Source organism: Chryseobacterium sp. IT-36CA2 (genome assembly GCF_949767875.1).
Lineage (GTDB): Bacteria > Bacteroidota > Bacteroidia > Flavobacteriales > Weeksellaceae > Chryseobacterium.
This window is the reverse complement of the sequence record NZ_CATKPG010000020.1, coordinates 127,876-149,834: the sequence shown is the minus strand read 5'-3', so window position 1 is coordinate 149,834 and position 21,959 is coordinate 127,876. Positions and strand designations below refer to the sequence as shown.

16 protein-coding genes are annotated in these 21,959 nt (G+C 36.9%); 4 read left to right on the top strand and 12 right to left on the bottom strand.

Annotation, left to right across the window (positions count from 1 at the left end; genetic code table 11):
* Nucleotides 1-83 precede the first annotated feature (83 nt).
* From ACM6F9_RS08035 to ACM6F9_RS07980, 12 genes are all read right to left on the bottom strand, one after another.
* The gene (locus tag ACM6F9_RS08035; protein WP_414845226.1) at nucleotides 84-3,230 is read right to left on the bottom strand and encodes an efflux RND transporter permease subunit; all 3,147 of its coding nucleotides are present in this window, start codon (nucleotides 3,228-3,230) and stop codon (nucleotides 84-86) included.
* Nucleotides 3,230-4,417, bottom strand: a complete 1,188-nt coding sequence (locus ACM6F9_RS08030; RefSeq protein ID WP_414845225.1) for an efflux RND transporter periplasmic adaptor subunit — start codon at nucleotides 4,415-4,417, stop codon at nucleotides 3,230-3,232. The genes ACM6F9_RS08035 and ACM6F9_RS08030 overlap by 1 nt, the downstream gene beginning before the upstream one ends.
* A gap of 1 nt (nucleotide 4,418) precedes the next feature.
* Nucleotides 4,419-4,874, bottom strand: a complete 456-nt coding sequence (locus ACM6F9_RS08025; protein WP_065394571.1) for a transcriptional regulator — start codon at nucleotides 4,872-4,874, stop codon at nucleotides 4,419-4,421.
* A 116-nt stretch (nucleotides 4,875-4,990) separates the two neighbouring features.
* Nucleotides 4,991-5,503 carry a GNAT family N-acetyltransferase gene (locus tag ACM6F9_RS08020; protein ID WP_414845224.1) on the bottom strand — a complete coding sequence of 171 codons (513 nt, stop codon included), beginning with the start codon at nucleotides 5,501-5,503 and terminating at the stop codon, nucleotides 4,991-4,993.
* A 156-nt stretch (nucleotides 5,504-5,659) separates the two neighbouring features.
* Nucleotides 5,660-5,890, bottom strand: coding sequence for a DUF2007 domain-containing protein (locus ACM6F9_RS08015; RefSeq protein ID WP_105701957.1), 231 nt, complete (start codon nucleotides 5,888-5,890; stop codon nucleotides 5,660-5,662).
* 61 nt (nucleotides 5,891-5,951) lie between these two features.
* The gene (gene lat, locus ACM6F9_RS08010) at nucleotides 5,952-7,277 is read right to left on the bottom strand and encodes an L-lysine 6-transaminase (RefSeq protein WP_414845223.1); all 1,326 of its coding nucleotides are present in this window, start codon (nucleotides 7,275-7,277) and stop codon (nucleotides 5,952-5,954) included.
* A 114-nt stretch (nucleotides 7,278-7,391) separates the two neighbouring features.
* Entirely contained in the window at nucleotides 7,392-8,942 is a 1,551-nt protein-coding gene (locus tag ACM6F9_RS08005) for an aldehyde dehydrogenase family protein (protein WP_414845222.1), read from the bottom strand.
* Between the two features lie 476 nt (nucleotides 8,943-9,418).
* The gene (locus ACM6F9_RS08000; RefSeq protein ID WP_414845221.1) at nucleotides 9,419-9,607 is read right to left on the bottom strand and encodes an Arc family DNA binding domain-containing protein; all 189 of its coding nucleotides are present in this window, start codon (nucleotides 9,605-9,607) and stop codon (nucleotides 9,419-9,421) included.
* An 85-nt stretch (nucleotides 9,608-9,692) separates the two neighbouring features.
* Nucleotides 9,693-10,559, bottom strand: a complete 867-nt coding sequence (locus ACM6F9_RS07995; protein WP_414845220.1) for an SPFH domain-containing protein — start codon at nucleotides 10,557-10,559, stop codon at nucleotides 9,693-9,695.
* Nucleotides 10,560-10,935: 376 nt separating this feature from the next.
* Entirely contained in the window at nucleotides 10,936-14,205 is a 3,270-nt protein-coding gene (gene ccsA / locus ACM6F9_RS07990) for a cytochrome c biogenesis protein CcsA (protein ID WP_414845219.1), read from the bottom strand.
* A 269-nt stretch (nucleotides 14,206-14,474) separates the two neighbouring features.
* On the bottom strand, nucleotides 14,475-15,053 hold the full coding sequence (locus ACM6F9_RS07985; protein WP_414845218.1) for a Crp/Fnr family transcriptional regulator: 579 nt from the start codon (nucleotides 15,051-15,053) through the stop codon (nucleotides 14,475-14,477).
* 66 nt (nucleotides 15,054-15,119) lie between these two features.
* The gene (locus ACM6F9_RS07980) at nucleotides 15,120-15,764 is read right to left on the bottom strand and encodes a cysteine hydrolase family protein (RefSeq protein ID WP_414845217.1); all 645 of its coding nucleotides are present in this window, start codon (nucleotides 15,762-15,764) and stop codon (nucleotides 15,120-15,122) included.
* 372 nt (nucleotides 15,765-16,136) lie between these two features.
* On the opposite strand from ACM6F9_RS07980, the gene ACM6F9_RS07975 reads away from it, so the two are divergent.
* The 4 genes from ACM6F9_RS07975 (at nucleotide 16,137) to ACM6F9_RS07960 (ending at nucleotide 21,918) form a co-directional block, all read left to right on the top strand.
* Nucleotides 16,137-18,716: a DNA translocase FtsK 4TM domain-containing protein gene (locus ACM6F9_RS07975; protein ID WP_414845216.1), complete on the top strand. Its 2,580-nt coding sequence runs from the start codon at nucleotides 16,137-16,139 to the stop codon at nucleotides 18,714-18,716.
* 63 nt (nucleotides 18,717-18,779) lie between these two features.
* On the top strand, nucleotides 18,780-19,427 hold the full coding sequence (locus tag ACM6F9_RS07970) for a LolA family protein (protein WP_414845215.1): 648 nt from the start codon (nucleotides 18,780-18,782) through the stop codon (nucleotides 19,425-19,427).
* 110 nt (nucleotides 19,428-19,537) lie between these two features.
* Complete coding sequence (locus ACM6F9_RS07965) at nucleotides 19,538-20,995, top strand: LptF/LptG family permease (protein WP_414845214.1); 1,458 nt, start codon at nucleotides 19,538-19,540, stop codon at nucleotides 20,993-20,995.
* A gap of 131 nt (nucleotides 20,996-21,126) precedes the next feature.
* The gene (locus ACM6F9_RS07960; RefSeq protein WP_414845213.1) at nucleotides 21,127-21,918 is read left to right on the top strand and encodes a hypothetical protein; all 792 of its coding nucleotides are present in this window, start codon (nucleotides 21,127-21,129) and stop codon (nucleotides 21,916-21,918) included.
* Nucleotides 21,919-21,959: the final 41 nt, after the last annotated feature.

The window sequence follows — 21,959 nt, the reverse complement described above, 5'->3', positions numbered from 1 at the left end:
ATTAGAAGTTAGAGTTTAGAAGTTAGAAGTTAGTTTTTAGATTCATCTCTAATTTCTAACTTCTAATTTCTTAAATCTTAATTTTATTCTGCTAAATTGATTTCTTCTTTTTTGATAGGCTTAATTTTTTCCTGCAGTGTTTCGAAAATCACATACAGTACAGGAATTACAAATAATCCTAAAATAGTTCCTATCAATAGTCCGATAGCTGCACCCGTAGCAATAGATCTGTTACCTACTGCACCAATTCCACTTGCCAGTACTAATGGTAATAAACCGAAGATAAAGGCGAACGATGTCATTAGGATAGGTCTTACCCTCGCTTTAGCTGCATTGATGGCTGACATGACAATGGTTTCACCGTGATGCCTTCTCTGGACAGCAAATTCAACGATAAGGATCGCATTTTTCGCCAGTAATCCCACAAGCATGATCAGGGCAATCTGGAAATAAATATTATTCTCCAAGCCCATAATCTTCTGTCCGAAGTAAGCTCCCATTACCCCTAAAGGAAGAGAAATTACAACAACCAGCGGAAGAATATAACTTTCATACTGTGCAGAAAGAATAAAGTATACAAAAACTAAACTTAATCCAAAGATTAAAAGTGTCTGAGATCCTGAATTTAATTCTTCTCTCGTCAACCCTGTAAATTCTACTGCATAGTTTTGATTCAGGGTTTCATTAGCCACTTGCTGTACAGCTGTGATGGCATCCCCGGAACTGTATCCTTCAGAGTTTGCTCCTGTCACTTTCACGGATGTAAACAAGTTATAACGGCTTACAGATTGTGGTCCATATGCTTTTTTCAATGTTACAAACTGTGAAATCGGAGACATGATACCTGAACCTGTTCTGATATAAAGCTCATTCAGATTTTCAATATTCTTTCTGTTTTCAGGAAGTGCCTGAACCATCACTCTAAACTGTTTACCGTACTTGGTAAAGTCGGCAGTATAAACACCCCCAATATACCCTTGCATCGTAGCCAGAATGTCATTTACAGAAACCCCAAGCTGTTTGCTCAGTGGAACATTAATTTCCATCTGATACTGAGGATATTTGGTATTGAATGATGTCTGCGCAAATTGAATTTCCGGTCTTTCCATCAGTTTACCGATGAATTCATTGGTTTTAGCATCTAAATCTGCATATTCACCTCCCGACTTATCCAGCAGTACCATCTCAAAACCGGCACTGTTACCAAATCCCGGTACACTTGGCGGTTGGAAGAATACCACTTTGGCATCAGGAACAGCTCCTACAATTCCAAATAATTGTTTGGTGATATCTTCAGAAGTCTGCCCGTCTTTTTTTCTTTCGTCAAACGGTTTTAGCTTTATAAAGGCAAGACCGTTGTTACTACCGTTTCCTGATAAGAATCCTCTACCTGTAGAAATCGTTACATTCTGTACTCCCGGAACTTTCAATGCTTTAGCCTGAAGGGTTTTCAAAGCGTTGTATGTTCTTTCCATAGAAGCTCCCGGAGGAAGCTGAACATCTGTAAAGATAATCCCTCTGTCTTCTGTAGGTACAAAACCTTTCTTCATAGTGCTGCTTGCCCAGAATAAAATTCCTCCGGTAACAGCAAAAATAATTAAGGTAACCCATTTATGTCTTAAAAGGAAAACAAATCCTCTTCCGTAACGCTCAGTAGTTGTTTTAAAAGCAATATTAAACTTATAAAAAAACTTCTGTAGAATGTTTAAGTTTTTATACTCTGCATGATGTGCTTCGTGAGGTTTTAGGAATAATGAACATAAAACCGGACTTAACGTTAATGCATTAATAGCAGAGATGATGATGGCAATGATCAGTGTAATACCAAACTGTTGGTAGAATACCCCTGTAGGTCCTGTAATGAATGTCACAGGGATGAATACCGCCGCCATTACTAAGGTAATAGAAATAATAGCCCCTGTAATCTCATCCATTGCTTCTACTGTAGCTTTTTTTGCATCAGAAATACCGTGCTCCATCTTCGCATGAACAGCTTCCACGACCACAATGGCGTCATCCACCACAATACCAATCGCTAGTACCAATGCAAATAGTGTTAAAAGGTTCAAGGAATATCCGAAGAGATTCAGGAAAAAGAACGCCCCTACAATAGATACCGGAACCGCAATGGCCGGAATCAGGGTAGATCTGAAATCCTGAAGGAAAATATACACTACAATAAATACCAGGATGAAGGCTTCAATCAGGGTATGCACTACCTTTTCAATAGAAGCTTCAAGGAATTCATTGGTATCAAAGTTAAAAGTATATTTGATTCCCTTAGGGAAAGTTCCCTCCGCTGATTTCAGATACGTTTTAATATTTTTAATGATCTCCTGTGCGTTGGATCCCGGTGTCTGGAAGATCCCCATACTGATGGAAGGGTTGTTTCCATTCTCCCCAATTCCTGTGTAAGACTGACCTGCCAGTTCTACTTTGGCAACGTCTTTCAGCATCAGGTTCTGTCCATTTGTAAGAGATTTGATGATGATATTATCGTACTGTTCTTTATCGTTGAATTTACCTACATATTTGATGATATATTCAAAAGAACTCCCACTGTTTTGTCCGATAGATCCCGCTGCAGCTTCCCTACTTTGCTCATTGATAGCATTGGTAACATCCGTAGGAGTTACACTGTAGGCTGCCATTTTTGCAGGATCCAGCCAGATTCTCATCGAGTAGTTTTTACCCCCGAAAACGTTGGCATCCCCTACACCATTTACCCTTTTAAGGTTTGGAATAATGTTGATGTTCAAAAAGTTCTGAAGGTATACATCATCAAGGTCTTTATTTTCAGAATAGAAAGACATATACATCAGGGCACTGGTCTGCTGTTTCTGGGTTACAACCCCTGAACGCGTTACTTCGGATGGCAAAAGAGGTGTTGCTCTGGCCACACGGTTCTGTACGTTTACTGCTGCAATATCCGGATCAATTCCTTGTTTGAAAAAAACCTGGATTTGGGCAGAACCGTCGTTCCCTGCACTGGAAGTGATATAATCCATACCTTCCACCCCGTTGATCTGTTCCTCCAAAGGTACTACAACACTCTTCATTACCGTCTCAGCATTGGCTCCCGTATAGTTTGCGGAAACACTCACCGTAGGCGGTGCAATATCCGGATACTGCGTAACCGGTAACGAGATCAGCCCTAACACACCGAGAATCACAATCAAGATTGAGATTACGGTAGATAAAACCGGTCTGTTAATAAAGTTTTTTATCATTAGAATTTCGGTTTTATTGATTGAACAAGACTATCCATTTTGATTGGTTTCGGCTTCACAGCTGTTCCCGGTTTCAAACCTCCGATACCGGCTGCAATAACTGTTTCCCCTTTATTAACTCCTGATTTGATAAGAGCCATATTGTCGATTCTGTCAATAACATTTACCACAACATTTCTGGCAGTATCTCCTTTTTCTACTTTGTACACGTAAACAATACCTTGTTGTTCGTAAGTAGCACTTTCAGGAACTACCAATACATTATCATAATTCTGAGGGAATCTGATGGTTCCACTGTTACCATTGCTCAATAATTTCTGAGCATTGGAGAATGCCACTCTGAACTGAATGGTTCCTGTTGTAGGATCAATCTGACCGGTAATCGCTTCAATTTTTCCTTTTTCAGGATAAAGACTTCCATTAGCCAGCTGAAGTTCTACCATTGGTAAGTTTTTGATTTTCTCTGGCATAGAAGCACCCGGAGCCTTTTCAAGGAAATTGAAGTATTCCTTTTCATTCATAGCAAAGTAAGCATAGATCTCAGAAGTATCGGAAATCGTTGTCAGAGGAGTCTGATCAGACGGTCCTACTAAACTTCCCACTTTCAATGGAAGTCTTCCGATCACCCCTGAAATAGGCGCACGAATAATGGAATATTCAATGTTCGCTTCTACTCCTTTGTAATTGGCTTCTGCCTGTCTTTTGGCAGCATTGGCCTGCTGTAACTGGGCTTGTGCCTGAGCCAGCTGAGCCTGAGCGGTTTGCAGCTGTACATTGCTGATGATATTTTTCTGAACCAGAGGTTTTAGTTTGTTCACTTCAACCTGTGCTGCATTTACAGAAGCCTGAGCCGCTGCAACGCTGGATGCTGCTGCCCCGATTCCTGCTTTGGAAGCGGCTGCATTTTCATTTAGAATATTGGTTTCCAGACGGAATAAAGGCTGTCCTTTGGTAACATATTGTCCTTCATCTACCAATACCTGGGTAATATATCCCTGTATCTTTGCACGTACATCATTGTTTACCCTACCCTGGATGGTAGCCGGAAACGTCTGATAACCCACTATATTTTTAGACTCCACAGAAACAACCGGATAGGGCTTGGCTCCATCCTGTTTCGGGGCTTCTTTTTTGCAGGCAGTCAGTGAAAGCGCTGCAATGGAAAGTATAACTAGCTTATTATTCATTTTATAGTTTATTAAGAGATTCCTGAATATTTTCTATGTTTTTATTTAAGAGTGCTTTGTAAACTTCTATTCTTTCATTGTAACCATCGTCTTTACTTTTTTTAAAATTGTTTAAATCATCTAATAGTTTTAGTTCGTCCTGCATTTTCTGGACAATTTTTTCGAATCTTATTTTCTTGTATTCGTCGTTGATGAAAAAATATCGTTTCCGCTCATCCATTTTATTATGATCTACGATAAGCTGTGCATTGAGCAGCAGTGAAATACTTGTAGATACAGAGCTTTTGCTCGCAGAAAGTACTTCAACAAACTCGTCAAAAGTAATTCCTACTTTCTCATAGTCGAAAAGAAGGTAGGAATAAATTTTAGATGCTAAAGGGGGTAAGCTAAACACGGTGCCATAAAATTTTACGGCATCCTGAAAAATTTTCTCATCAATTTCTATACTTTGATGCATAATATAAAAATTTGAACAAATGTAAAAATTAGTTCAGAACCAAACGAACAAACTTGATAGAGTTTATAAATAAAGGGCGGTTTAAAAATTCAATGAAAGAGGATTTAACTTTTTGCTTAAATTATAATCTTCTCAAAAGCTTTCCTCATTCCTCCTGCGAGAAGGACTTCTCCACAATAAGAATATCCTTTGCTTTCAAGAATCTTCAGCATGGCAATATTATCATAGTTGGTATCTACTTTAACACTCTGAATTCCATGAGATTTCGTAAATTCTTCTATGTGATCAAAAAGTTTTTTTACCATACCCTGCCCGGCGAACTTTTCATCTACAGCCACTCTGTGAACCACTACAAATTCTCCGTTACTCAGCCATGCACCTTCAATGGTGCTGTAAGCCGGTTCGTCGTTCAAAATAAGAGCTGCATATACTGCGATCTCTCCGTCTACAGTCAATACATATCCAAATCCTTTCGCAATATCACTTTCTACTGTTCCAAGATTAGGATATCCATCCTGCCATTGGGTACTACCATCCTGTCTTCTTCTTTCAATGGATTGCTGAATAATTTCCCAAATAATGTTTCTGTCTTCAATTTCAGCCTGTCTTAGTTTAATCTCTGGATTCATGTTGTAAAATTTGATTAAAAGATTGAATATTAAAAAAATCAGAATAGGTTTTTTGATCTTTCTATCTTTTAATAGTTTGTAATTAATTAAAAAACCGAAAATTAATGTAGATTAATTTTCGGTTCGAAGTAGTAAAATTTAAAATTATGAAATTGTTTATTGATTTTCACTTTGTTGAAGGTAAGCATCAATAACATCAAATGCTTTTTTTTCATCTTCCAAGTCTACCATTACCTTCAGCGAAGTAGCTGTTGGCGTTGTAGTAAACGTAAGATAGTTATTTTCAACGGTATTTGTAATTTGTGCATCATCCAATTTAGACTTAACCAACTGAATTTCTGAAGGGTTATCACTTACATACACTGATACTCTCGTACTTCTTTCCATATTCTAATTGTTTCAGTATCTAAATATACGATATTTTTTTTACAATTACAAATCCCGGGTTTTAAATTTTATTAATATTGTTTTCAATTTTGTCTAAAGCAAGCTGGATTTCTTCTTTAGTAACGTTCAGGTGAGGTCTGAAACGAAGAGACTGATCTCCACATGGAAGAATAATTAATCCGTCCTTGTAAAGCTCACTCATCAGGTGGTTTCTCTGTTCTGCGGATGGCAGATCAACAGCACACATTAAGCCTCTACCTCTTGCATTTGAAATTTTTTCAGGATATTTTTCTGCCAGGGTTTTCAAATTTTCCAATAAGAAATCTCCAACAACTCTTGCATTTTCTACAAGGTTTTCTTTTTCGATCACTTCCATTACCAATTGGAAACGAAGCATATCTATAAAGTTTCCTCCAAAGGTAGAATTGATTCTCGAACTTTCTCTGAAAACGTTATTCGGAACTTCATCAAACTTTTCTTTATTGGCTAAAACACCACAAACCTGAGCTTTTTTCCCGAAAGAAATAATATCCGGTTTTGCTGTAAAATGCTGGAATGCCCACATTTTCCCTGTAATGGCGATCCCTGTCTGAACTTCATCAAAAATAAGTAAGATTTCGTTGTCATCACAGATTCTTCTTAATCCTAACAGGAATTCGTCTCTGAAATGATTGTCACCTCCTTCTGCCTGAATAGGCTCTATGATGATACATGCCACTTTATTGGGGTTCATCAAGATAGCTTCTTCAATCTGAAGTAAAGCAAGGTTTTCGTTTTTGATGGTTTCTTCCAGGTTCTCATCTGTAATTGGGAATTTTAATTTTGGATTTAAAATTCTCGGCCAGTTGAACATTGGAAAATATTGGTACTTTCTTGGATCTGAAGTATTGGTTAAGCTCAAAGTATAACCGCTTCTTCCGTGGAAAGCCTGTTTGAAGTGGATGCAGATTCCTGCTTCCGTGTCTAGTCCTTTTGCAAAGTTTTTGCGGGTTTTCCAGTCGAAGCATGCTTTCATAGCATTTTCAACGCCAAGAGTTCCGCCTTCGATAAAGAAAGCATATTGTAATTCTTCAGGAATCACTACTCTTTCGAATACTTCAAGAAAATGAGCATATTCTTCAGAGTAAACATCGGCCAAAGTAGGTTTGTTCACAGCCATTTTCCCCAACCATTCTGATCTTTCTACAAGATAGGGGTGGTTGTATCCAACGGATGCTGAAGCGAACATAGAGAACATATCCAGATATTCTCTGTTTGTCAATTTATCATAAAGCCATGATCCGTGTGACTTTTCAATATCCATCACAAAATCGAAACCGTCTGCAAGAACGTGTCTTCCTACTGTTTCTTTTACTTTATTTGCTTTTATATCTAATGTTTGTTCCATAATAAATTTGTAGTGTGATTTAATAAGTGAGTGATTAAATGTTCCCCAACAAGAAAACATTTAACCATTCAGGTTATTAAGTTTTAAGTTTTTTGGGTGCTATAAGTAAAGCTTTTATAAATCAAATTTAATTCCTTGTGCTAAAGGAAGTTGCGCGGTGTAATTGATCGTATTGGTTTGTCTTCTCATATAGTACTTCCAGGCATCAGAACCAGATTCTCTTCCGCCTCCGGTTTCTTTTTCTCCACCAAAAGCTCCACCAATTTCAGCACCTGAAGTTCCAATATTAACGTTGGCAATACCACAGTCTGAACCTGCATGAGAAAGGAATAATTCTGCTTCTCTTAAGTTCTGGGTCATGATTGCGGAAGATAATCCCTGAGGAACATCATTCTGAATAGCAATAGCTTCTTCTAATGTTTTGTATTTGATCAGATATAAGATCGGTGCAAATGTTTCATGCTGAACGATCTCGTAAGAGTTTTTTACTTCTGCCACACAAGGCTTCACGTAGCATCCTGATTCGTAATCTTTTCCGGTTAAAACTCCACCTTCAACAACGAATTTCCCACCTTCTTTTTTACATTTCTTGATGGCTTCTTCGTATTGGTTTACGGCATCAGTATCGATAAGTGGTCCTACATGGTTGTTTTCATCCAATGGATTTCCAATTTTCAGCTGGCCATATGCTTTTGTCAGTCTGCTTTTTACTTCATTATATACGCTTTCGTGGATGATCAGCCTTCTTGTCGAAGTACATCTCTGCCCCGCCGTTCCTACAGCTCCGAAAACAGCTCCGATGATTGACATATCGATATCAGCTTCTTTCGTAATAATGATAGCATTGTTTCCGCCTAATTCAAGGATAGATTTCCCGAATCTTTCTGCTACTTTAGAAGAAACCATTCTTCCTACTCTTGTAGACCCTGTGAAAGATACAAGCGCTACTCTTTTATCATCTACTAATTTCTGTCCGATTTCGTGGTCTGATACCAATACACTTGAAACTCCTTCCGGAAGATTATTTTCCTTGATAACCTCCATCATGATATTCTGGCATGCAATAGCACAAAGTGGTGTTTTTTCAGACGGTTTCCAGATGGTAACGTTACCACAGATCCATGCCAATGCTGTATTCCAAGACCAAACAGCTACCGGGAAGTTGAATGCAGTAATCACTCCTACTACTCCCAGCGGATGGTATTGCTCATACATTCTGTGTCCTGGTCTTTCAGAGTGCATCGTATACCCCTGAAGCTGCCTTGAAAGCCCTACTGCAAAATCACAGATATCGATCATTTCCTGAACTTCACCAAGACCTTCCTGTAATGATTTACCCATTTCATAAGAAACAAGTTTACCAAGATCATCTTTATATTCTCTTAATTTTAAGCCCAGCTGTCTTACGATCTCTCCTCTTTTGGGAGCCGGAATCAGCCTGAATTCCTGAAATGCTTTTTGAGCAGTTTCAATTACTTTGTCATAATCACTTTCTCCGGAAGTTTTTACTTTAGCGATCAACTTTCCGTCTACAGGAGAAATGCTTTCTATCACCTTTCCTGAAGCGAAATATTTTCCGCCCACTGAAGTCCCTTTGTTCTCTTCTTTGATACCAAGATTTCTAAGTGTTTTTTCAATTCCGAAATCCTTTACTTTTTTTGACATAAAATCTTACTTTTCGTTCTCTCTAAAGATAAAAATATTATGTGAACCTCAAAACTTTAATTTTTAATATGCTTTTTATTTGGACTAATTATAAACATGCTTATCTTTGCAGGGTAATCATTTTGATAATCACCGATGGAAAATTCACAAGAAAATAACTCAAAGCTTAAAAAGTGGTTCAAGCGTGTGGGATGGGCAGGATTAGCTTTCTTTACCATAAAAGGCTTGATTTGGCTCGTCATATTCTACGTTGGAGCAGATAGTCTTCAGAGTTGCATAAAATAAAAAAGCAGAGAAAATTTCTCTGCTTTCTTTTTAGTATAAGGTTAACTGAATTGTTATTTATACATTGAAGTGTTCAAAAAATGGGTCTTTTTTACATTTTCTCTAATGTAAAATCCTAAATAAACAGAGGCTTCTTATGAATAAATTCCCCCAAAAGCACCATTATTCCTTAAAAATTCATTTCTTCAAAATCACTCTTTCTTTTTTCTTCCTGAATCTACTAGGTTCTGATGCAGTAAGTATTCAATCTGACCATTCACACTTCTGAACTCATCATTGGCCCACTTTTCAAGGAGTTTATAAGTAGACTCATCTATTCTTATCACAAAGGACTTTTTACCTTTGCTTTCTGAAGAGTTTTGAGCTTTTTCTGATTTCATTTTTCTAAAATTCTCTTACATTATTTCTGACTGTTCCAGTGTAGAAATCATCTGCACTAAAATCTAACTGTTAATTTTCCACTTCTTAATTATAAAGTGTTCCGGCATTTAATATGGGTGTTGCAGCTTTTTCCCCGCAAAGAACCACCATTAAATTGCTTACCATTGCCGCTTTTCTTTCATCATCAAGCTCAACGATATTCTCTTCTGAAAGTTTTTTCAAAGCAAGATCCACCATTCCTACAGCTCCTTCTACAATCTTCGTTCTAGCTGCAACAATAGCTGTCGCCTGTTGTCTCTGAAGCATTGCCCCTGCAATTTCTGAAGCATATGCCAAGTGTGAAATTCTTGCCTCCTGAATCACAATTCCTGCTTTTGAAAGACGGTCTGTAAGTTCCTGCTCCAAAATAGAATTGATTTTATCTCCTCCTTCTCTCAACGTAATCGGAGCATGATCATCTTCTAAATTATCATAAGGAAAGCTCATCGCCAGGTGTCTTACTGCCGCTTCACTCTGCATTTTCACAAAATCTGAATAACGCTCTACGTCAAAAGCAGCTTTGTAGGTATCTCCTACTTTCCATACGATTACCACTGCTATTTCAATAGGGTTACCCATTTTATCATTCACTTTCAAGGTCTGACCTTGTAAATTCTCTGAACGTAACGACATTTTCTGTGATGAATACAAAGGGTTGATAAAAAACAATCCGTTCTCTTTTACACTTCCTACATATTTTCCAAAGAAGTTTAATACTCTTGAATGGTTAGGCTGAATAATCATTAAACCTTTTAAGAAAAAGCACGAAAGAAGAAAGCAAAGCATAGAGATAACCACATAGGCTATACTTTGATCTACTCCAGTAACAAAGAAGTAAACTGCTGCAATAAACAATGCAAGGCAGATCACTAAGGTAAGATAACCCGACATGGGTTTTAATGTTTTTTCCATGATTGAAATTTTAGTTTGATATTATTTTGATATCATAAAGATACTAATCAATTTTGAATTATAAATGAAGAATTTTGTTTTTTTTAAGGTGCGGGGTCGGGGTTCGAGTTCCGAGGTTCGGGTATTTTAATTAAACGCAAGATTCGCGAGGGCAATTATTTTATAATGCGTTTTATTTTTTGTTCGCAAAGCCACTTCGTTTAGCTAAGATCAATACTTTCTTTGCTGAGTGAAACGCCTTTGCAAACAATATTTATCACAATATATATTCATTGCGAACATAGCGTTGGAACAGTTCAATCTAAAGTCAGAAACAATATGAATAAAAAAATCCCGGAAAGTGAATTCCGGGATTTTAATTTATATGTACAAAAGTCTATTTCTTTGTTAGAGTTTTAAACTTCCAATAAGAAACAGCTGATAAAATAATCATTGTTGAGATTCCAATGTATACCCAAGCTGGTACTGGTACCGGATCTCCTGCTGCATATGAGTGAAGTCCGCTTAGATAGTAGTTTACCCCAAAATACGTCATTACCATTGAACAGAAAGCAAACATCGTTGCTACGTGGAACGCCCATCTGCTTCTCAATCCTGGTACTAATCTCATGTGCAGTACAAATGCATAGACCATGATGGAAATGAAAGCCCATGTTTCTTTCGGATCCCAGCTCCAGTATCTTCCCCATGATTCGTTTGCCCAGATTCCTCCTAAGAAGTTTCCTACTGTTAGTGCAAACAATCCGATTGTTAATGACATTTCAGAAACGATTACCAATTCCTTCAATGTAGTATCGTGGTGAATTTTATAGGTTTCTTTGTTTGAAATAATATAGAACACCAATGAGATTACAGCAATGATCATCGATAGTGCGAAGAACCCGTAACTGGAGGTAATAATAGCAACGTGAACAATTAACCAGTAAGATTTCAATACAGGAACCAACGGCGTGATCTGCGGATCAAGAGCAGAACCTCCGTGAGCAAATCCCATCATAATAACTGCCACCATAAATCCGGCTGCTGGAATTAATGCATTTGAATTTCTGTATAATAATAAACCTGCCGTAATACCTACCCAAGAGATAAAGATAATGGCTTCATAACCGTTACTCCAAGGAGCGTGTCCTGAGATATACCATCTTGCAACAAGTCCTAAGAAATGTAATAGGTATCCAACTAAACCAAGTGCAATGATTACTTTAATTACTTTGTTTAGTACTTTATTTGATTTGAATAGCTCAACAAATCCTAAGATCAGAAGAAGACCACCAACAAGCGTATAGAAGATCAACAATTTGAAGTTGATGTCTGCTTTGTTCATAAACACCTCAAGATCCACTTTAGATTTAGCAGGAACTACTGCTTTACCCCACTTCTGCTGGTATTCTGAAAGCTTTGCCAATTCTGTATCTGCTTTGCTCCAGTTTCCGGTTTTTTGCGCAGTAAGAGCTTCTGCAAAGTAAGGTCCCATTACCTGCTGAGATTCCATATCCGGTTCGAATTTCTGATCCAGCCATGAATGCCATGTGTGATTAGCATCATTTTTCACAGGAACAATTCTCATAAACTGACCACTGAAGAATTCATTGAAGATCTGTACCCTTTCGTTTACAGCAATTACTTCTTTATCATAATTGGTCTGCTCAGCCGGTTTTTTACGGAATGCAGCGTTGTAATCATGCTCCAGAATATAATTTAAATTTCCGTTGGCATCTGCCGGGAAAAGGTTCATCAGTGAAGTATAGCCATCTTCATCTGCCTTTGTTTTATTTTTCAGTTCATCACCACCTTTAGGCCCCACTTTAATCATAGGCACCATTGTCCAGCTTGGTGTGTCTGTATTGATTGAAAGGAACCATTGGTTAGCAGTAAGAGATTTTCCGTCTGTTCCTTTGAATTCGTCTTTTTTGTATAATTTTCTTAAAACATCTAATGCTTCTGTGTTGATAGGAACAATTCTTCCTTCAAAACTTTGCACCAAAAGGTATCCGAATTTATCCGCATGCTCTTTGCTGATTTTGTTTCTCGCAATGATTTCATCCGGAGAGATTGATCTCATTTTACCCATTGGCGTTGCCAGAGAGTTCTGCTTTGGAGCAGCGCCATCAAGCGGCTGAGCAGATGGAGCCGGAGCATGAGAATGATTATCTCCTTCCACATGAATGTGTTCTCTGCTTCCGTCAGTGGTTCCGTGAGTCTCAATTTTCTGAGCATTCAAACCTAAGCTTAAGAATATTAAAAGAACTGCTGCAGCTTTCTTTTTGTTGACATCAGTCAGCATTTTATTCAGTTTCCAGAAGTGAGTTCCTTTCCAGAAGAAGATCACAAACATTCCTAAGAATAAAAGGGTATATCCGATATAAGAAATCAAAGTTCCCCAGTAATCATGGTTTACAGAAAGTACTGTTCCCATTCTGTCCGGATCAAAACTTGACTGGAAAAAACGGTATCCACCATGATTTAGAACGTGGTTCATATAAATTTTATAAGGAGTTTCTTTACCTTCATCAATGATTTTCACATGACTTTCGTAGGCACTTGGAGATGAACTTCCTGGATAAGTTTCCATTACGAAGTCATCCAGCTTCAATGCGAAAGGGGTATTGTATACTTTAGGTCCGAACCCTACCATGATGTTTAAACCATCCATAGTAACCTGTTTGTACGCATTCGGGTTACCTTTTTCAACAGAAAGATCTACAATCTGTTTTGTTTTTGGCCCCTGAAGCTCAATCTGAAGCATATCAGGAACATTAGCATCCTTCTTTCTGTCACCTTCAATCGCCATCAGCCTTCCTTTTTTAAGGCCTTCAGGAACTACAAGCTTCAGTTCGTTGATTGTATATAAACTTCTTAATACCAAAGGCTGGAATTCATCTTTCACGGTAGTTCCTGTTGCCTGAGTTGCCATTGTCATATAGTTGGCATCTACAGGAGTTTTGATGAATAATTTTCCGCCTTCATTTTTGAATTCAACAGCCCCTTCAATAGCTCTGTTGAATGTCACCAAAGTTCCGTTGATCGATTTTGTTTCACCCGGTTTGATGTAAATGTTTTGTCTTCCGGTATTTCCGGTAGAAACCAAATGAAGATATTCTGCTCCGTTTGGCTCAGCTACAAGGCTGTCTTTTTTTCTTTGAATGTATTCCTTCGCAAAAACTTTCACTTCCTTTCCGTGGAAATCATACGTTGCATTAAAATCTTTGTGCAATGGAGACATCAGATAAGGAACATCCTGATAATTAAGAACGTCACCTTTTTCTTCTATCTGAATTTTAAAGAAATTTTTATCCGTTACGATTTCATTTGAAGTTTCACCTTCTCTGATGTGCATCGTTCCTTCGAAACTGATGTATCTTGTGATAGCACCACCGATAAAAATAAAAATAAAGGCAAGGTGGAAAACAAGAACCGGCCACTTGTCTTTTTTCCACAGTCTGTATCTTCCGATATTTCCTATGAAGTTAAGAATAAGCAGGACCATGATCAGTTCGAACCACTTGGCCTCATAAATTAATGCTTTTGCTGTAGGAGTTCCGTAGTCGTTTTCTAAGAACGTTGCATAGGCCATCGCGAATGCGTAAACCAGCAGCAATACAGCCATTGTCCTGGTTGAGATAAGAATATCTTGGAGCTTCTTCATGATTTATTGTACTTGACATGCAAAAATAAGCATGATAAACCACAAAGAGCTTAAAAAAAGCTGTTTTTTGTCACTTTGGCCTCGGTTTTGCTTATTTTGAAACGTTCTTAATAAGCCTGAAAACATTAGGGAAAATTCAATTCCTAATTCCGAAAAAAATTGGATTTATAAAAACTATTTCCGCGATTGAACCCTTCTATCCATAAACCGAATAAAATTCTATAAAACACCGATTTATAATTAAAACAGAAACATAAAAATCAATCCATTTATCTTATCACCAGTTTCTTTCTGATTTTACTTAAAAATTCATGAGTAATTCCTAAATAAGAAGCTACTTGCTGTTGGGTAATTCTCTGTTCCAGTCCCGGATACTTTTCAAGAAATTCGAGATAACGTTTATCAGCCGTTTTACCCGTTAAGGAAAGAATTCTTCTTTGCAGTGCTACCGAAGATTTCTGATTCATTATCCTGAAAAGCTTTTCTATCTGAGGCATTAATTCATACAGATGCTCCTTATCTTTTTTGGAGATCATCAATACTTCACTGTCTTCAAGGGCTTCAATATTCAGAATGCTTGAAACATTATTGATAAGACTGTCTATATCTGTAATCCACCACCCTTCTACTGCGAAATATAACGTCTGTTCAAATCCATTTTCATTCAGATAATAAATTTTGAAACAGCCACTCAGAACAAACCCTTCAAATAGACAGTGATCTCCTTCTTTGAGAATAACCTCTTTCTTTTTAACCTTTCTATATTCAAATGGCTTTACAAACTGTTGAAAATCCTCTTCTGAAAGATTGATGTATTGACTGATATTTTTTAAAAGTAAATCGGACATGGGTTTATTTAAGCAAAATAAAGGTATCAAAATTATTGACACCTTTATCTACTATGTTATGTTAAGTTATTTTCGATTAAAAAAATCATCAGTACTCATTACATTAGCGTAGAGATTTCCAAGAGCAGAAATCCCTGCTAAAATAGATCTTTGCACTTCTGCGGCTTTTACCACTTCCCCGTTCAGTTCTCGGTTTCTTGTTGCAGTAGCATCTCCAATGATTGTATTCTGAAATCCAAAATCGAAAGCGGCTCTGGTAGTAGCTTCCACACAAACATCGGTCATCATTCCAGTAATCACAAGATTTTTAATTTTGTTTGACTGCAGATAGTTCAAAAGATCAGTCTCTCTAAAACTATTGGGAAAGTGCTTAACCATTACTTTTTCATTCTCCTTAGGCAAAACAAGAGAGTGTATTTTAGCACCCTCCGTATTTGGAAGGAAAAAAGTAGCCTCTTCATTGGTAGAAATATGCTGGATATGAATAACTGGAAGGTTATTTTTTCTGAAATATTCCAAAACTTTTTTTGCATTTTCTCCAGCTTGCTCAGCATTTTCCAGAGTCATTTTTCCTCCTGGAAAATAATCATTTTGTACGTCGATAATTAATAATGCGGTGTTTTCCATTTTTTGTTTTTGTTGTGCGTTCATTCTAATCAGTGAAATAAATACCAGACCAAGGGTCAGAACTGTTTTAAAAGTATTTTTCATATGTGAAGTTTTACAGGACAAAATTACAGAGGCTTCAATTCCTGACCTTTGAACTAGTTCAAAAAATGTTATTGACACATCATAATATCAACCAATTTTTAAATATTATTATTTTTTTTCATTTATATAGATTTAAATAAGAAATTTTATTATCTTTTTTAAGAAATATGAAGATGTAATCGGAGAATATAATTTAACGGTATCAGATTTGGATAAACAAAATGAACGCATAATTTTATTTCATAATTGCTGAAAATATTTTTTAATTAAATTTTAAATAATCGTTGTAAAAAGCGGGATTTCCAAAATATTTTTTGGAGAAAAAAGATTCTTTTAGTGTTGAAAAAACATTAAATTTGTGACATTGATATTATGGACAAAAAGACACAAAAAAAACCGACTGAAATGCCTGAAAAAGGCAGAATTTTATCTAAGCCACGTATTTTTTTCGGGCTTACTCTTATCCTTTTCTCAGCTGTCATGGCACTTTCATTCATTTCCTATTTAATGAACTGGAAAGCAGATCAAAGCCAGGCAGGAACTATGCTGGACAAGACTATAAAATCTTCAAATATCTTTGGTAAGATAGGTGATTGGTTGGGCAATATTTTTATTTTCGAAAGTATTGGTATTGCTTCATTTATTATCGCCTTTTTATTTCTGGTAGTGGGTACACTGATTCTTAAGAAGAAAATATTCAAACCTTGGAAAACCATTGGACACTCTTTATTTTTCATTTGTTGGCTTCCTATTTTTATGGGAGCACTTACTAAAGGACAGGGTGTTTTAGGTGGAGTTTATGGATATCAGATTATGGATTACCTTAATTCTATTATTGGAGCAGTAGGTTTATGGACTGTTTTAGCAGCGAGTATTCTTTTATATTTTATTCTTGAATTTAATCTTCGTCCAAGTTCTATCAAATCAAAACTGGACAAGATCAATGAAAATACGATTGGAAAAGTAAAATCTATGATGCCTGATTCTAATGATGATTTCGAGGCAGATGAAGAATTGAAGGAAGAAGCAGAGGAAGCAGAAGAAGATACTGCATCCAGAGTTACGGTAAGTGATGTTAGCAATCATTCTCCAAATACTCCAATCAATACAGTAAGAGAACCAGAACCGGTAAATGTGCCGAAAGGATTCCCTGAAGTTCCGGTTTCTGCCGATATAGAAACGATTACCACTCCCAACCACACTTCCTTTGAAGCAGAGCCACGAGAGGTTTCTCAACCAGTAAGTTTAAATATTTCTTCAAAACCAATTGTTCCGGTTTCCAGTCCTGAAGAAGCTTTTGATATCAGACCTTCTACACCGTCTCCGGCTGTAACCGCTGCACCTGCACAAGAGAACATTAAATTCAATGTAGAGGTGGCTCCGGTAATTGATGTTTTGGATGATTCTGAGAAACAATCACAGGAATTGGTAGAGAAGCATGGCTTGTATGACCACAAACTTGATCTGGCTAAATTTCAAATGCCGCCTGTAGAATTACTGAAAGACTATGGTAGCGAAGAAATTTCCATCAACAAAGAAGAATTAGAAGAAAATAAAAACAAGATTGTTGGACTTCTGAAAAATTTCAACGTAGGAATCGCAGAGATCAAAGCAACAATCGGTCCTACAGTGACACTATACGAGATTGTTCCGGAAGCAGGAATCAGAGTAGCAGCGATTAAGAAACTGCAGGATGACATTGCACTAAACCTTTCTGCATTAGGAATCAGAATTATTGCTCCAATGCCGGGGAAAGGGACAATTGGTATTGAGGTACCAAGAAAAAATCCTACTATGGTTTCTATGCGTTCTGTGATTGCTTCTCAGAAATTCCAGAATACAGATATGGATCTTCCGGTAGTTTTCGGAAAGACCATTTCTAATGAAGTCTTCATGGCTGACCTTTCAAAAATGCCACACTTGCTGATGGCGGGAGCAACGGGTCAGGGTAAATCTGTAGGGATTAATGCTATCCTTACTTCCCTACTCTACAAGAAGCATCCAAGCGAACTGAAGTTCGTCATGGTGGATCCTAAAAAAGTGGAGCTTTCATTATATTCAAAAATCGAAAGACATTATTTAGCAAAACTGCCGGATGCAGAAGAAGCGATCATTACAGATACCAATAAAGTAATCAACACACTGAACTCTCTTTGTGTTGAAATGGATACCCGATATGATCTTCTTAAAAATGCTTTCTGTAAAAACTTAAAGGAATACAATAAGAAATTTGCTGAAAGAAAATTAAATCCTGAAAACGGACACCGTTACTTACCTTATATCGTATTGGTAGTAGATGAGTTTGCAGATTTGATCATGACCGCAGGAAAAGAGGTTGAATTACCAATCGCCAGACTTGCACAGCTTGCAAGAGCCGTAGGAATCCACTTAATTGTAGCAACACAAAGACCATCTGTAAACGTAATTACAGGGATGATTAAAGCTAACTTCCCTGCAAGAGCAGCTTTCAGAGTAATATCCAGTGTAGACTCCAGAACTATCCTTGACTCTCCAGGAGCAGATCAGCTGATTGGTAAAGGAGATATGCTTTATTTCAACGGAAATGAGATCTTAAGACTTCAGTGTGCTTTCGTAGATACTCCGGAAGTGGAAAGATTGGCAGAGTTCATCGGAGAACAGAAAGGATATGCATCAGCATTCTTACTTCCTGAATATGTTTCCGAAGACTCTACAAGTACAGTAGGTGCTTTTGATCCGAACGAAAAGGATGCTTTATTTGAAGAAGCAGCAAGAATTATCGTTTCTACTCAGCAGGGTTCTACCTCTATGCTTCAGAGACAATTGAAGCTGGGATATAACAGAGCCGGAAGAATTATGGATCAGCTTGAAGCTAGCGGTATTGTAGGAGGTTTCAACGGAGCTAAAGCAAGAGAAGTCATCATCAGTGACCTTCATTCTTTGGAACAGTTTTTGGAAGATCTGCGTAGTTAAAGGGAAATTCGAATGATTGAACCTTTCAAAATTGAAAATGTCTAAAGATTATTAAATAAAAAAATGAAAAATATTATTTCAAAAGTTATATTAGGAAGTTTTGTTGTAAGTGCAGTAGGTATGGCAAATGCTCAGAAGATTGATGCTAAAGCTAAAAAGATATTGGATGATATTACAGCCAACTACAATTCTAAAAAGAATTCTTACTTCAAATTTTCTTTTGGAAGAGGACTGAACGGACAGGTGACGAAAACTGAACCAGGTATTTATTATGCTGCCGGAGAAAAATACAAACTTAAGATCATGGATACAGAACAGATCTTTGACGGAAGCAAAATTTACAATATCAACGCTGATGATATGGAAGTAACGATTGCTAAACCTAACGGAAGCAGCACCATGTTCTCCCCTATCAACTATCTTACGACTTATAGAAACAATTACAACGTAACGTATAACGGTAAGAAAATGGTCAACGGCGTGAATGCTGATTTTATTAAGCTTACTCCTGTAAAGGCAAACGGAATACAGTTCGTGTATCTTTTTGTAGATTCTGCAAAAAAGCAGATGGTAAAACTGGAACAGCACGGAAACAACAAAGACGTAGCAGTAATTGCCATTAAAGAATACAAAGAAAATCAGGAACTGGATCCAAATATGTTTGTTTTTGACAAGAATAAGTTTAAAAACTACGTAATTACAGAACTTTAAAAAGCTGAAAGTGAATTCGCAACTCAGCAAATTTGCTTTTTAAGTTAAAAAAATAACAAAATATAAAAAGCCACAAGTAAACTTTGTGGCTTTTTGATTAATTTTGGCGCATGTTAAAAATACTAGACCGATATATCATAAAAACCTTCTTTGGACCGTTTTTCTTTATATTCAGCGTATTGTTTTTCATTTTTATTGTAAACATTATCTGGGTTCAGTTAGGACAGTTTATGGGAAAAGGATTAAGCTACTGGCAGATCCTCAAACTTCTTTTTTACCTTGGGGTAAATGTTATCAGTATGGTTCTTCCGCTTACGATTCTCCTTGCGAGCATCATGTCATTCGGGGAATTTGGAGAACGTTACGAGCTTGCGGCAATGAAAGCAGCGGGGATTCCTTTGACCAGAGTCATGACTCCTCTGTTGGGAATTTCAACCGCACTTGCTATCATGTTGTTTTTCTTTTCCAATAATATTATCCCGGATTTTCAGAAGAAAGCCAAAAACATGCTTTTCAATATTGCCCAGACAAAACCGGCTATTAACTTTACCCCAGGTCAGTTTATCGACCAGATCCCGGGTTATATGGTAAAGTTTGATAAGATATATGGTGAAAACGGAGAAAATATTGAAGGCGTTTTCGTACATAAAAAAGCCAATGCTTATGAAAACCAACAATCTGTTGTAGCAGAAAAAGGGAAATTTGTTCCTGCTGTGAATAAGAATTTCCTGAAACTTGTACTATATAATGGATATGTATTTGAAGATGCTTTCGCAGGAAAAGGTGACAATGTAAGACAAAAACAGCCTGATCAGGCTATTAAGTTTGATACACTTGTTTCCCATTTCGATATCAGTGAAATCATTAACAAAGCCATCGAAAAAGAACAGATCACGGATGACTACCGTTTCCAGACGTATAACCAGCTTAATGAAACGGTCAGCAAAAGTAAAAAAGACAACAAACAGTTTTTTGATAATATCGGATCTGAGGTTCTTAATCAGACCAATTCCGTTGTTGGTTATATGGATAAAGGTAACAAACATAAAGTAACCCCAAAAACCCAGATAAAACTGGATACGGTAAAAGGTGACAAAAAACTGGAAATCATTTACAACTCTTACAACAGACTAGATAATCTTAAATCTACTTTAGAGTCTAAAAAGAATGAATACAGCTCCAATGTAAAATACTTCAGCAAGGTGGTTATTTACCAGCAGAGAATTGTAGCCTATTCAGTGACCTGTATTATCTTCTTCCTGATTGGAGCCAGCTTAGGTTCTATCATCAGAAAAGGAGGAATGGGACTTCCAGTAATCATTGCCATTGTTATCTTCATTGTCTTTTATGTCATGAATGTAGGGGTAGAAAACCTTTCATGGAGTGGAAAAATGAACCCATATCTTGCAGCCTGGCTTCCTAACCTGATCCTTCTTCCATTTGGAGTATGGATGACGTATAAAGCGCTTACAGACTCTCAATTATTTGATGCTGAAAAATACAAAGCATTATTCAAACCGATTACCAAAAGGTTTTCAAAAAGTAAAGAACATCAGAGGTATCAATAATGCTGATTTTAAAATAAAAACAAAAAAGCTCCGGAAAAATTCGGAGCTTTTTTGTGAATTAAAGTAAAATATTTTGTTTTATACTATTTTGGATTTAAAAAATTATATTTGCTGAAATTTAAAACAAAACCATGAAAAAACTACTACTTATTGGCCTGTTTGGTCTTCTTTCTCTGAATACCTACGCTCAGGATCAGGATGACAACGGAACTTACAATGGCGAAAAATACGGTTATATTATTGACAAATCCGGAAAGAAAATTGAAGGTGTTGTACAATTGCACGGAGGGTATTCCAGCCCATGGCAAAATCAGTTAAAAGTAAAATTTGCAGCCATTGCAGATATTGATAAAGTAAAGAATAAGATTAAATTCAAAACCTACGATGCGGACGATATCAAAGAATATATGCTGTATCAGGGTGATACTCCAAGGATTTTTAAGTCTGTAAAATATTCGAATATGAGAGAAGCTTTAAACAGCTCTGAAAGTTCTACAGGATTGGCAGCAGGTTTTAAGGCAATCAACAACCTTTCAAGAACGGAACAGTTTGCAGAAGTAGTGGTAGAAGGAAAAGTAACGGTTTATAAACTTTACGGCTATCCTACTGCTCTTTCAGCTAATAGTACACAGGCTATTTCCCAGGCGGAAACCGACAGATTAAGAGAAAACCCGAATTATATTTTCTCTAAAAAAGGAGGAAAAGTAGAAGAATTGACTCCGGCAAAAGCAAAAATTATCCTTGCAGACTGTCCTTATGTAAAAGCAAAAATTGCAAAAGGAGAATATGGCTCTCTTAAAAATGAAGAAAAGAAAAGGTCTGGTTTTGGAAAATTTATCAGAGATGAAATCAGCAATGCAACCGTAGATAAACTTTCCATAATTAATGAAGTGATCTACGATTATAATGAAAACTGTAAATAAAATACACAAAAAGAGGTTCCCAGTTGGAAACCTCTTTTTTA